Source organism: Flavobacterium lipolyticum (assembly GCF_020905335.1).
Taxonomy (GTDB): Bacteria; Bacteroidota; Bacteroidia; order Flavobacteriales; family Flavobacteriaceae; genus Flavobacterium; species Flavobacterium lipolyticum.
Map to the genome: position 1 here is coordinate 3,014,846 of NZ_JAJJMN010000001.1, position 11,684 is coordinate 3,026,529.

Here is an 11,684-nt window from a genome sequence, read left to right on the forward strand (position 1 = left end):
ACTTAAAGCTAACGGAAAACAAATTGGTAAGTTAAAAATCTACAATGTTTATTTAAACTAATTAAAAATAAATCATAAAATTGTGTTTTTATAAGAATTTTATTGCTACCATTGTGGTGCTGGATTGATATAACTTTTTCGTAGTATGGTGATTTATTGCTATGGTATTTAAAATTATTTAATCTGGGACATATAATTCTTTGAGATTTAACCAATATTAAATTAACTAATCTATGATGCACAAATTAAAAAATGTTACTTCTGTCTTTATTTTTATAAGCATGACTCTTTTATTTTCGAGATGTCAAACAGAAGAAATAGAATCAAACAATGAAAGCCTTATTACTGCCAACGCAAAAAAATGGTTTGAAAAAAGCGAAACAAGCTTAGATGTATTAAAATACACAAAATTAATAGATTGGAATAATGCTGTTGTTATTAACGAAGAGGGAAGAAAAGCCGTTGAGGTACCTCTCGTCTTACTAAATAATACTTCTACAAATGTCGTTGAGGATAAAGATTATAAGAGTTATATGCGATTACTTTTTATTGAAGACGAAGAAGGAATATTTAAAGTATTTGATATTGACTATACTACAAAAGATATAGATTTTGATAATAATAGCAAAGAATTCAATCTTTACAAAACGGGTACCAAGTATTCAGGATATATAACGGTTCAAAGTGCTAAAAACAAAGTTGTGTATTCGGGAAAATTTGAAAAAGGAGAACAAGTAAGTCTTCATAATCTTGACCAAGGCAAAAACACAACAAATAGGACAGTTTGTACTTATTACGTTACAGTGGGGCCCTATACTAAATGTAGTAATTGGATGTGGGTTCCGGATTATGGGCCTGGAAGTTTACCTCCCGGGTATATGCCGGGTATATCTGGTCCTATGTATGTAACATGGTCTGATGACATCCTACTGAACGCACCACAGGAGGCAAAAAAAATAGCAAATAGACAGGATTATTTTAAAAATTTTAATTTAAACTCAGAGGGAACACTTCATGTTTATGTAGATCAGCCTATTGCAAATAAATCTGACGCCTATGACGGAATGGTCAATCCTGAGGTTGGTCATACATTTTTAGCTATTGAACAAAACGGAATTGTCAGAGTTATTGGTTATTATCCTTCAAATGGAGTGAATCCTTTTACTTCACCAGGTTCTAGCCCCGCCTACCTTAACGATAGTGGACACTCTTATGATGTTAGAATATCTAAAACATTAACTGCTTCACAGTTATCTGAAGTAATTTCAAAAATTACAAATTACTCTGGCCAATACAATTTAAATACAAATAACTGTAGCGATTTTGCACAACAAATAGCAGCAACAGGAGGTTTAAAATTACCTAATACTGATGGATCTTGGCCGGGGGGAGGAGGAACAAACCCAGGAAATTTAGGGCAGGATATTCGAAATATGGCACTACCTTCGGGTGCTAGTATTAAAACTACTGGGGGAATAGCTCTTTCTAACTCTAAATAAACGAATTATGAAAAATTTAATGATTAAATGTTTACTGATTTTCCTTATAAGTTGCAATGTGCAAAGTCAAGAAGAAAAACTGATATTTAATTTTATTGCTGCTTGTAAAGATAAAAATATCGAAATACCTGTTATAAAAGATAAATACATTTGCGAGGGCAAACAGCATACAGAAGCAAAAGCTACTTTAGATAAATTTTTAACAGATGGTATTGCTTCCATAAGAAAAGAATTGCAATCTAAGGACTTATCAAAATTAAAAATAATAAAAGCAACGAATGACAAAGAAGTTCAAAAAGAATTTGTAATAACCGATTTTTCGAAGGTTTTTATTTTAAAAGAAAACAAAAAAATAGTACTGTATTTTTTAATTGAAAATGATAGAATAGCCGCTTTCAGTGTTTTGAATAAGGGAGGCATTAAAAATTTTATAATATTATGTAATTAGCCTAAAATAACAAAGCTCCGGATTTCTTCGGAGCTTTGTGTTTATAGGGGGAAATATTGTAAAACTAGAATTAATTATTTAGCAATCAGCTTAAGAACAAATTCCATTTGTGTGTCCTTCTGTTCAAAAAAGTCATCCAGAGTAGGCCATACTTCATAGTCGGGCATAATACCGTGACCTTCCGGCTGGTTCGCTTTTTTAGGTGCATCCTGTACGACATTTACAATTGAAAATTGTGTTTTTACTTTTGAGTTAGGAAGTTCGTAAACCAATGGTGAATGTCCGTTGTGAACGTAGTAACCTCCAACGGTTTCCAGACCTACTATGGTAACATTATCTACATATGCTTTTACCAAAGAAGCAAAATGGGAAGCAGCTGATGCCACATTTTCATTAATCAAAAGATAAAGCTTGCCTTTAAAGAGCGGCGATTTAGGATGGTAAACCGGATTGTATTTCTGATCCTGAATACTGATGTTGTTTTGGAATACCGGATACAGTGATTTCAGGTATTCTTTTCCCGCTTTTAGAGCAGTACTATCCATTCGTTCTGAAGTTGAAGTACCCCAAAAATACTTTTCGAGAGGTAAAACATTAGGGTCGAATAGGATGACAGCCTTTTCATTTTCCTTGAAGGGTTTATCGGTAAGGTACATAACAGGCTGTTCGAAGTTAGGATCACTGCCTCCCGGATTATTTCTAACATCAATGATCAGATTAGCAACCTTATTTTTGTCCAGTGCTGTAAAAATGCTGTCCAAAAATCGAACATAGGGTTTAAACTTAGGATCGTCTGATCCATAGGCCATACCAAAAAATCTTAGATTCAACAAACCTGTAGCGGGGTTAATCATACGGAAGCTATACGGAGACTGTTTTTTATAATCTAGTAAATCAGTAACCGGAGCACTAAACCTGTTTTTAAGATTGGCTGTTCTTTCCTTTAGCGTTACGGCACGAAGCACTGTTTTTTGAAGAGCCTCCGATTTTGGTACGCTGTATTCTATAATAAATTCATCACAAAGACCATATTCGAGCAGGTAGTTTAATCCAAACGATTTATTGACACTGGCCGATAATTTTTGGACAAGATGATGACCATCTGTTGTATAATATTTGTAGAAAGAGCGCATTAATTGTGCATCATTTATTCCGTTTATACTTTTTATTCTTGAACCTGGAGGGATATCCGATGATTGACCGTCAAAAATAATTTGTCCGTTAATATAGACTAGAGGAAAAGGGAAAAAGGACTTTTGTCTGTTCAGAAAGTTGATTAAATCGAGATCGGGAATGGTGTAATTGTGTAAACTTCCTTCATAATCGGACAGGCGAAGCATTATTTTGTAAAACTCGATAGTGCTCATGGGCTTTTTAATACTTTTAAAGGCACCGTTGTAAATACTGTCTACCTGTTTTTTAGAGCGGTATTGATACAAACCGGAATTTGCTTTTTCGTTTATTGTTCGAAGTATTTTAAGATCCTCCTGCATTTGTTTTGGCGAAAGTACTTTATTGTACAGCATCAAACTATCCTTCATGATCTTAGCAGAGCTTTGGGCCTGAATAGTACAGGAGAACGAAAACAGCCATAAGAGGGTAAAAACCGACAGCAGATTTTTAGGATTCGTAAATGCGTTCGTTATTCGTTTATAAAAACAAATAGTTGTAGTAATAGAGGTACGGTACATGGTTTTGGGATGTTTTTTTGTAATATTTTTCAAGCTTAGGGTTAGAGTGGTTAAGCCAATTGTTGTTTGATGTTTTTGGTATTCAGAAAAAAGAGCAGCTGGTCTGCTTTTTTAGAATTTTCTCCAAAGTCAATCAAATTATTAAAATCAATGATTAAAGACTCACCACTGTTAAAGTATATTTTTAGCCGGTCAGCACCACGGCCATTAAAAAAATTCCAGCTTTTAATTTCGGATAAAAGAATGACCTGATTTTGGATTTTAGTATAGATCGGTTTTTTATCCCACTCTAATGTAAGGGTATCTTTGTCACTGTTGCAATCAATGCTTAATGTACCGGTGAATACGTATATCAGAAAAAAGAAGAAAATAAAATGAAAAAATAAGAGGAGAAGATAGTGCGTTTTAAATCCTATAACTGCGGATAAAAATCCTAGAATTGGGATAGAAATTAAATAAGTGATTACCATAAAGGTAACATTTAAGGTTTTAATTTTCATAATTTAAAATTTAATGATTTTGTCGGTGTCGGTCTTTAAAAAATCTTCCATTTATATTTTTCGAATATACTAATATATCAAAGAAATTCCTTTCAAATAAGATGTTTTTCTAGAATTTAGAGGATGTATTTGTTTTAGGTGGTAATAATTATCTTTGCAGTACTTGTTTACGGACTTCTTGCCTTTTTGAAAGACGTAATGTCCAGTTGTAAATACCAAAATAAGACGTTTGTGTCTGTTTAAATGCAGCTTAGGTTAGCTGAAAACTAAAATAACTATTGATTTATGTACGAGAGAAAAATAGAAAAAGAGTATTCCTGTGGTATAGAGATTACAAGCGAAATTATTGGCGGGAAATGGAAACCTACTTTGATCAATCTTATTCATGAAGGGATTATTAGACCAAGCGATCTGCAACGAGCCATGCCGGCTGCATCAAGACGTGCGCTCAATATTCAATTAAACGAACTTCAGGAACATGGTATTATAGAGAAAAAAATATACCCTGTTTTACCGCTTAAGGTAGAATACTCCCTTACAGAATTTGGAACCTCTTTGCTTCCAATAACCCTTGCCATGGAAGAATGGGGAAATAAATATCGCGAGCATTTTAGAAAACTTCTTGAACTAAAAAAAGAAACAACCAATAAATAGCGTAGTTATAGGGAATAAGTTTGCCGTATCTGAATCGTTATGCCGTTATTGTGGCAGCTTTTTTTTGGTGCTAAATTTGCAAAAAAAAAAGTTATGATTCATTTAAGCATATTAGATTATTCTCCTATTGACGAGAAGAATAATTCAAGAGAAGCCTTAATTGCAACCACAAAACTGGCTCAACTTGCGGATAAATTAGGTTTCAAACGATTTTGGGTTTCTGAGCATCATGGAATGCAGACTTTAGCCGGAAGTAATCCCGAAATGTTAATGATGCACCTTTTAGCCAATACACAAAATATACGTATTGGGTCCGGAGGTGTGATGCTGCAACATTACAGTGCATACAAAGTAGCAGAAGGCGTAAAGCTTATGGAAGCTTTGTATCCCGGCAGGATTGATCTTGGTATAGGAAGAGCTCCCGGAGGAGATAAAATCACACACTCGGCACTAAACCTTGGAAAGACTAGAATTTCATCCTATGAACAGCAGGTTAAAGATTTAAAAGCTTATTTGAGCGGTCAGGAAGAAATAAATTCTTCGTTTCCGGGTTTAGTCCCATCACCTGTTGTCACTACCGTACCACAATTATGGTCACTGGGAGCAGGAGGTAATGGAGGATTACTCGCCGGTAGGGAAGGTATGTCTTATATATTCGCACATTTTATCAACCCTGGCGGAACTGGATTGCAGGCCACAGCAGATTATTTCTCCAATTTCAGTCCTTCGGTAATAAGCTCTAAACCTCAAAACATGGTAGCCATTTTTGCGGCAATTGCCGAAACAGAAGAAGCTGCCGAAGAGCTTGCTAAAGGATTTGATCATTGGATGTTAATGATAGAGTCAGGACGTGAAACTCCCTACTACATGAATTTTGACAGTATTCAGGAGTATCCTTATACAGTGGAAGAGAAAGAAATGATCAGGAACAACAGAAGAAGAATTATTGTTGGAAATCCGGATAGTGCAAAGCAACAAATCGAGCAGCTTGCCGCCGCATACCAAACCGACGAAGTAATGATATTGCCCCAGATTTTTGGTAAAGAAAACAGGATGAAAACCCTCGAATTACTGGCAGAGGCGTTCGGGTTGGAGTAATTACTTCACTTACATAGAGAAGCGGCAAAAACACCAAGCTTCTTACCCTCTAAACAACACTGAAAAAGAGACATGAAAGGAAATTTTTCCTCTTTCATGAAGGGATTCTATTGTCTACTATTTACTTAAAAAAATCAAATAACTGCGATAAGCATAAAACAAAAAAGTCATGCCATTCATAAAAATTGAGATTACGCGAGAAAGCGTAACTAAAGAACAGAAACAAATCCTTATAAAAGGAGTAACCAATTTAATTACAGAAACCTTAAACAAAGATCCGCATTTGACCCATGTTGTAATTCAGGAAGTAGATCTCGATAATTGGGGATATGCCGGAGAACAAGGATCAGTAATAAGAGAAAGGGCTTTACAGAAAAAAGAAAAATAATAAATTCAATAAACAATAGAAACAATGAAAAAACAAACAATAGTAGTTACTGGTGCAGCATCAGGAATAGGAAAAGGAATTGCAAAATACTTTTTAGACAGAGGGGATAATGTGGTTATTAATTCATTGCTGCCAAGTACCCTTGAAGACACATTTCAGGAACTGGGAGCAGGGGACAATCTTGCAATGGTTGCTGGAGATGTAAGCGATAAACAAACAGGAGAACAGTTAGTACACGCAGCACTTGAAAAGTTTGGATCAATAGATGTATTGATTAACAATGCAGGGATTTTTGACAGCAAACCATTTCTAGAAGTAGATGAAGCCTATTTGGATAAATTTTTGAACACCAATTTTAAAGGGACTTATTTCACCACACAAGCCGTAATTCCTCAAATGTTGCAACAACAGGATGGGGTTGTAATTAATATTGGGACACCGCTGGTTAATCATGGTTTTGGAGGGTTGCCTGCTACTGCACCGATATCAAGCAAAGGAGCTATCCATGCCTTAACGATTCAGTTAGCGGCCGAATTTGGAAAACAAAACATTCGTGTCAATACCATCGCGCCCGGTATTATACGTACACCAATGCATGGAGATAACGCAGATCAAAGTGCCGGTTTACATCTGTTAAACCGTGTAGGTGAGATCGATGATATTGCAGAAATGGCGTATACGGTTGCAAAAAGCAGTTTTATTACAGGTTCAATTATCAATGTTGATGGAGGTAAAGGAGCCGGACGCAACTTAAACTAAGGATTAAATCATTTTAATGGATCAAGAACAAAACCTGGGGAGAAAAGGCTGAAAGCCAGAAAAGCACGAGTATAGTGCGAAGTGCTATAAATTAGATTAAGGTGTAAGATTGCCCTGAAAGGGCAAAAGCAATTTTTCTCCCCTACAAAATCTCAATAAAAAAAGCTTCAGAGAAATCTGAAGCTTTTGTTTTGATAAGTAGTCCGTGGGGGAATCGAACCCCCCTTACCAGGATGAAAACCTGGCGTCCTAACCGATAGACGAACGGACCTGCTTTGTTGTTGCGGGTGCAAAAATACAACTGTTTTTAGAATACACAATAGCTTTTTTGAAAAATTTTTTCAGGCTTATTCTGGAAACAGTGCCTTTAGAAATAACCAATCGCAGAGGGGTAGAATGAATTAAAGTTGTATTCATTTGATTAAGAATTGGTTGTTTTGACAGTAAAAAACAGGAAATAAGATTTTTCTTTTCTTTTATTAAAATGATGCCTTTCAAAAAAAATGAAAAATATTTTTGCAATTATTTGTTTTGAAGGAAAATTCATGCGTTTTATTCGGGATTTTTCGAGGATTTTTCAAGAAAAGTAGATATCAGATAAAACTTAAAAGTATATTGTGCGAATGTATTTTGGTTTCGCACTTGCAATCTGAATCAAATCATAAATTAATTGCAGGACATAAAAACAAAAATAGCACCGGCTTTTTTTGGAATGAATCGGAATTATATTCTGGATAAGTTTCTTTTAAAAAAAACTTTAGAGGAAATCAATAAAAATGGATAAAAAATATATTTTTAGGGCTTGGAAAAATTAACCATTTAAACTTCACTTACCACCATGAAAATTATATTTAAGATAGTACTAATTTGCTTTTTATTATTCTCCTGCAAGGAAAGGAAAAAAGAGTTAAACGAAAGATTAAATAAGAAAGAGATTTTGGTTGAGCAGGAAGAAGATTTAATAACAGCTAAAAAAGAGAATGTAAATAATAATGTGAAAGTTAAATTTTCCGACTTAACCATTTTAGTAAAAGATTTGATAAAAGAGGTTGAAATGGATTGGCGTAAGGAATCAGATCAGGATGATTATACTTATAGAGCAGAAAAAGATACTGTTTATTTTAATCTTATTCCTGGTGATTGGATGTTTGACAAAACATTTAAGATTGAACAAACTGAGTTTGAAGAGATAGAATTGTATGGACAAATTGAAGTGAAAATAGGAATTGAAACAGAACGAGAAATTGAAGTCCCACTTTGTGTTATTGACAATTGGAAAAGTTACAGGTCAGAATGGAGAAAGCTTAAAATCAATCAGGAAGATTTAAAATTTATATATTTTGATGAAAGTGCGGATCCTCCAATAAAATTTACGATTGACGAACTCAAACTTGCTGTAGAAAAAAATTGTGGAGCTGAATGGTTTGATGATATAAAGAATATTAAATCTCTTGAAAAAATAGACACTAGTTTTTTTACAACTAAATACATTTATAAAATAAGAGCAAAGAATAGTAAAACAAATCAAATAGTAGAAAAGTATTTTATATTTAATACCCCTACAAGCTGCTAAAATTAGTAAATATTATAGCTCTTCGGAATCGCCATAAACGTTGCGCAGATGCCCTCACTTACAGGGTAGTGCTACTTATGGTACCTAATTGAACATTTGTATGTATATTTGATATCGGTGTTTTAATTCAGCATTTGTGCTTCTAACTCCACAATTACAAACAAAAATACGGTGTCCCACTTCAGAGAAAACGATCTTATGTACATTGAACAAATAATAGAAACTATAAGTACCACCTACGTTACGTTAACAGAGGAATGTAAAGACGATCTCAAAAGAGGGGCAAAAGTTTTGACGTTTGATAAAGAGACAGTGCTTGTAAAAGAAGGCCAGTTTGCCGATAAACTCTATTTTATAATTAGTGGAAGTGCAAGAGCCTATTATACTAAAAATGGCAGGGATATTACAGATTGGTTTGCATTTGAGGGTGATTTTGTAAGTGCCATTGATAGCTTTTTCCGAGGCGGTCCAACGATATACAATATCGAATTGCTTGAACCCACAACTTTGTTGCAAATTTCAAAAGAAACAGTATTGGCATTGAGCGATAAACATCATTGTTTTGAGAAATTAGGAGGAATTGCGGTAACCAAAACAATGCTTAAATTGCGGGAAAGAGTTGTTTCGATACAATTTGAGAGTGCTTTGCAGAAATATAAAAGTCTATTAGATACGCGCCCCGATATTATTCAACGCGTTCAGTTAACACACATTGCTTCCTATATTGGTGTGACGCTTGAAACTTTGAGCCGGATTCGCAACCCAAAATACCGAATTTGATTTAGATCAAATGGATTTTCAATAAGTTGATTGAACTTTGCAGAAATCAAATGAGATGATACGAATTCATTCTATTTCAGGGCTAACCATTACAGTTTTTATTGGGTTACATCTATTCAATCATTTTTGCAGCATTTTTGGTGTGGCGACCCATATTGCAATAATGGATACTTTACGATTGTTTTATCGCAATACTTTTGTTGAGACAATTTTATTAGTGGCAGTTTTGGTTCAAATTGTATCAGGAATCAATCTTTTTAAGAAAAGCAGAAAAACAGCAACATCCCATTTTGAGAAACTACATATTTGGACGGGACTTTACCTGGCTTTTTTTCTAATTGTTCATGTGAGTGCTGTTTTCATCGCCCGTCTCTTTTTACATCTCGATACCAATTTTTATTTTGGTGTGGCAGGCCTTAATACCTTTCCTTTTTATTGGTTTTTTGTTCCGTATTACGGACTTGCAATTCTTTCTTTTTTCGGACACATTGCTTCCGTTCATAATAAAAAGATGAAAAGCAATGTTCTGAGTTTAACTCCGGCACAACAGGCAAAATCAATTCTTATATTCGGATTTGTGTTAACAATCATTCTATTTTATGGACTGACCAATCATTTTAATGGAGTAACATTCCCAAAGGAATACAGAATAATAATAGAAAAAATAAAGAAAGTATGATTGAGAAAAGAAATTTTGCCGATTGGTTTACTGGTGTATGTAAGAACTTCAAAAAAAATAAATTATGCTAAAATTAGGAGGATATATCAATATTGTAATCGCAATCGCTCACATCGTCGGATTGTTCTGGGCGGACAAGATGTTTGAAATTACGGGAATTGGAAAAGAAATGGCAACACTAGCTCAAAAGCACAGTACTTTGCCTTATCTGCTGACCATTATTGTGGCTATTGTGTTTTTTATTTTCGGTCTTTACGGCCTTTCGGCAGCTAATAAATTTAGAAAGTTGCCCTTTCTTAAACCGGTTATCTTTTTAATTGCCGGAATATATCTGCTGCGTGGAATAGGAGAATTAATTGCTGATACAATACAGGGAACAAACTCAATAGCTGAAACAATATATTCTTTAGTGGCTATAATAATCGGGCTTTTGTTTTTAATTGGCGGGTTGCAAAAATGGAGAGCGGAAAACAACATTTTGTTATGAAAGTAATCAATCTGCATACAAGAATAATTAATCAGCCTAAACACAAAATCGAAGAATTGTTTAGAACCTTATCGTCCGGAAACGATATGATGCTGGCAACAGACAAATGGCCGCCAATGCGATTAGACAACGGATTAAGTATTGGTTCAAAGGGTGGGCACGGGCAAATAAGATATACCGTTATGGATTATAAGCCGGACCATTATATTCAATTTCAATTTACAGAACCAAAAGGATTTAATGGATTTCATAAGTTTGAAATTAGGGAATTAGACGCTCATGTAACCGAGCTGAAACATTCTATTGATATGAATACAATAGGTTTGGCTACCCTAAAATGGGTCTTTGCAATTCGTTGGCTGCACGATTCTTATATTGAAGATGCATTTGACAAAGTCGAAAACCATTTTACAAAGGAAAAGAAAAACAGTAGATGGACCATTTGGATAAGGTTTTTAAGAAGAATTTTTAAGCCCAAAAAGAAATAAATTCCTAAAAATTCTACCTCATTAAGGGAAGAGTTCCTGATGAAAAGCAGTATGTTTTTTTTGGAATTTTTATAAATTATAGGCAAAATCATTTTTTATTTCTTCCATCACAAATGAACTTTGAACATTTGAAATCCCTTTGATAACCGATAATTTATCGATCACAAACTTTTGGTATTCGTTCATATCATTGACCGCCACTTTCAGTAAAAAATCATAATTCCCGGACACGTGAAAACAACCCATTATTTCGGGCAATACCAGAATATGCTGTTTAAAATCATCTATCAATTCTCGTGAGTGCACCGCCAAAGTAACCTGACAGTATACACTGATTGATTTCCCAATTTTTTCAGAATCCAGCAAAGCGACATAATTCTTGATGTACTGCTTTTGTTCCAGTTTTTTGATTCTCTCAAAGGTGGGAGAAACAGATAAGCCTATTTTATCGGCAATTTCTTTGGTATTTTGCTTCGCATCTTGCTGCAAAAGCATCAATATTTTTTTATCTATGGCATCCATCTCAGAATAATTATATGGTTTTAGAAAAAAGAAATAGTAAATTCAATATTAAAAAACTTAATTATGATTCAAATTTAGAATTATATTTTGAGTTTTATTGTTAATAAAGAATATTAAA

14 protein-coding genes and 1 tRNA gene are annotated in these 11,684 nt (G+C 34.2%); 11 read left to right on the forward strand and 4 right to left on the reverse strand.

Features of this window, described 5'->3' with window-relative positions; genetic code table 11:
* Positions 1-233 precede the first annotated feature (233 nt).
* Together LNQ34_RS13135 and LNQ34_RS13140 are read left to right on the forward strand one after the other, a co-directional pair.
* Positions 234-1,499, forward strand: a complete 1,266-nt coding sequence (locus tag LNQ34_RS13135; protein WP_202702193.1) for a hypothetical protein — start codon at positions 234-236, stop codon at positions 1,497-1,499.
* Between the two features lie 7 nt (positions 1,500-1,506).
* A complete protein-coding gene (locus LNQ34_RS13140) occupies positions 1,507-1,947 on the forward strand; it encodes a hypothetical protein (RefSeq protein WP_230000086.1) in 441 nt (146 codons plus the stop codon).
* A 74-nt stretch (positions 1,948-2,021) separates the two neighbouring features.
* Here the strand turns inward: LNQ34_RS13140 and LNQ34_RS13145 are convergent, their stop codons facing one another.
* Together LNQ34_RS13145 and LNQ34_RS13150 are read right to left on the reverse strand one after the other, a co-directional pair.
* Positions 2,022-3,671 (reverse strand): S41 family peptidase, encoded by a 1,650-nt coding sequence (locus LNQ34_RS13145; protein WP_202702195.1) that lies wholly within the window; start codon positions 3,669-3,671, stop codon positions 2,022-2,024.
* A 17-nt stretch (positions 3,672-3,688) separates the two neighbouring features.
* On the reverse strand, positions 3,689-4,138 hold the full coding sequence (locus LNQ34_RS13150) for a hypothetical protein (RefSeq protein ID WP_202702196.1): 450 nt from the start codon (positions 4,136-4,138) through the stop codon (positions 3,689-3,691).
* Between the two features lie 285 nt (positions 4,139-4,423).
* Here LNQ34_RS13150 and LNQ34_RS13155 point away from each other — a divergent pair, with 285 nt between their 5' ends.
* The 4 genes from LNQ34_RS13155 to LNQ34_RS13170 all read left to right on the forward strand — a co-directional run bounded on the left by LNQ34_RS13155 (position 4,424) and on the right by LNQ34_RS13170 (position 7,037).
* Entirely contained in the window at positions 4,424-4,792 is a 369-nt protein-coding gene (locus LNQ34_RS13155) for a winged helix-turn-helix transcriptional regulator (RefSeq protein ID WP_202702197.1), read from the forward strand.
* A 93-nt stretch (positions 4,793-4,885) separates the two neighbouring features.
* Complete coding sequence (locus LNQ34_RS13160; protein ID WP_230000087.1) at positions 4,886-5,890, forward strand: MsnO8 family LLM class oxidoreductase; 1,005 nt, start codon at positions 4,886-4,888, stop codon at positions 5,888-5,890.
* Positions 5,891-6,059: 169 nt separating this feature from the next.
* On the forward strand, positions 6,060-6,278 hold the full coding sequence (locus LNQ34_RS13165; RefSeq protein ID WP_202702199.1) for a tautomerase family protein: 219 nt from the start codon (positions 6,060-6,062) through the stop codon (positions 6,276-6,278).
* Positions 6,279-6,302: 24 nt separating this feature from the next.
* Positions 6,303-7,037 (forward strand): SDR family NAD(P)-dependent oxidoreductase, encoded by a 735-nt coding sequence (locus LNQ34_RS13170; protein WP_230000088.1) that lies wholly within the window; start codon positions 6,303-6,305, stop codon positions 7,035-7,037.
* A 199-nt stretch (positions 7,038-7,236) separates the two neighbouring features.
* Here LNQ34_RS13170 and LNQ34_RS13175 read toward each other — a convergent pair.
* Positions 7,237-7,308 (reverse strand) — tRNA-Glu (locus LNQ34_RS13175).
* A gap of 567 nt (positions 7,309-7,875) precedes the next feature.
* On the opposite strand from LNQ34_RS13175, the gene LNQ34_RS13180 reads away from it, so the two are divergent.
* From LNQ34_RS13180 to LNQ34_RS13200, 5 genes are all read left to right on the forward strand, one after another.
* Entirely contained in the window at positions 7,876-8,610 is a 735-nt protein-coding gene (locus LNQ34_RS13180) for a hypothetical protein (RefSeq protein ID WP_230000089.1), read from the forward strand.
* A 198-nt stretch (positions 8,611-8,808) separates the two neighbouring features.
* Positions 8,809-9,390 (forward strand): Crp/Fnr family transcriptional regulator, encoded by a 582-nt coding sequence (locus LNQ34_RS13185; protein WP_202704354.1) that lies wholly within the window; start codon positions 8,809-8,811, stop codon positions 9,388-9,390.
* 55 nt (positions 9,391-9,445) lie between these two features.
* Positions 9,446-10,069: a hypothetical protein gene (locus LNQ34_RS13190; RefSeq protein ID WP_230000090.1), complete on the forward strand. Its 624-nt coding sequence runs from the start codon at positions 9,446-9,448 to the stop codon at positions 10,067-10,069.
* Between the two features lie 64 nt (positions 10,070-10,133).
* Positions 10,134-10,556 carry a hypothetical protein gene (locus LNQ34_RS13195; RefSeq protein ID WP_230000091.1) on the forward strand — a complete coding sequence of 141 codons (423 nt, stop codon included), beginning with the start codon at positions 10,134-10,136 and terminating at the stop codon, positions 10,554-10,556.
* Complete coding sequence (locus LNQ34_RS13200; RefSeq protein WP_230000092.1) at positions 10,553-11,044, forward strand: hypothetical protein; 492 nt, start codon at positions 10,553-10,555, stop codon at positions 11,042-11,044. Before LNQ34_RS13195 ends, LNQ34_RS13200 begins: the two co-directional genes overlap by 4 nt.
* A 69-nt stretch (positions 11,045-11,113) precedes the next feature.
* Here the strand turns inward: LNQ34_RS13200 and LNQ34_RS13205 are convergent, their stop codons facing one another.
* Entirely contained in the window at positions 11,114-11,566 is a 453-nt protein-coding gene (locus tag LNQ34_RS13205; RefSeq protein WP_202704358.1) for an Lrp/AsnC family transcriptional regulator, read from the reverse strand.
* Positions 11,567-11,684 lie beyond the last annotated feature (118 nt).

Excerpts from the sequence above, each read along its gene's own strand:
- LNQ34_RS13160 (WP_230000087.1), top strand. The coding sequence starts at position 4,886 with ATGATTCATTTAAGCATATTAGATTATTCTCCTATTGACGAGAAGAAT.
- LNQ34_RS13190 (WP_230000090.1), top strand. The coding sequence starts at position 9,446 with ATGATACGAATTCATTCTATTTCAGGGCTAACCATTACAGTTTTTATT.
- LNQ34_RS13180 (WP_230000089.1), top strand. The coding sequence starts at position 7,876 with ATGAAAATTATATTTAAGATAGTACTAATTTGCTTTTTATTATTCTCC.
- LNQ34_RS13205 (WP_202704358.1), bottom strand. The coding sequence starts at position 11,566 with ATGGATGCCATAGATAAAAAAATATTGATGCTTTTGCAGCAAGATGCG.
- LNQ34_RS13135 (WP_202702193.1), top strand. The coding sequence starts at position 234 with ATGATGCACAAATTAAAAAATGTTACTTCTGTCTTTATTTTTATAAGC.
- LNQ34_RS13155 (WP_202702197.1), top strand. The coding sequence starts at position 4,424 with ATGTACGAGAGAAAAATAGAAAAAGAGTATTCCTGTGGTATAGAGATT.
- LNQ34_RS13195 (WP_230000091.1), top strand. The coding sequence starts at position 10,134 with ATGCTAAAATTAGGAGGATATATCAATATTGTAATCGCAATCGCTCAC.
- LNQ34_RS13140 (WP_230000086.1), top strand. The coding sequence starts at position 1,507 with ATGAAAAATTTAATGATTAAATGTTTACTGATTTTCCTTATAAGTTGC.
- LNQ34_RS13165 (WP_202702199.1), top strand. The coding sequence starts at position 6,060 with ATGCCATTCATAAAAATTGAGATTACGCGAGAAAGCGTAACTAAAGAA.
- LNQ34_RS13200 (WP_230000092.1), top strand. The coding sequence starts at position 10,553 with ATGAAAGTAATCAATCTGCATACAAGAATAATTAATCAGCCTAAACAC.
- LNQ34_RS13170 (WP_230000088.1), top strand. The coding sequence starts at position 6,303 with ATGAAAAAACAAACAATAGTAGTTACTGGTGCAGCATCAGGAATAGGA.
- LNQ34_RS13185 (WP_202704354.1), top strand. The coding sequence starts at position 8,809 with ATGTACATTGAACAAATAATAGAAACTATAAGTACCACCTACGTTACG.
- LNQ34_RS13150 (WP_202702196.1), bottom strand. The coding sequence starts at position 4,138 with ATGAAAATTAAAACCTTAAATGTTACCTTTATGGTAATCACTTATTTA.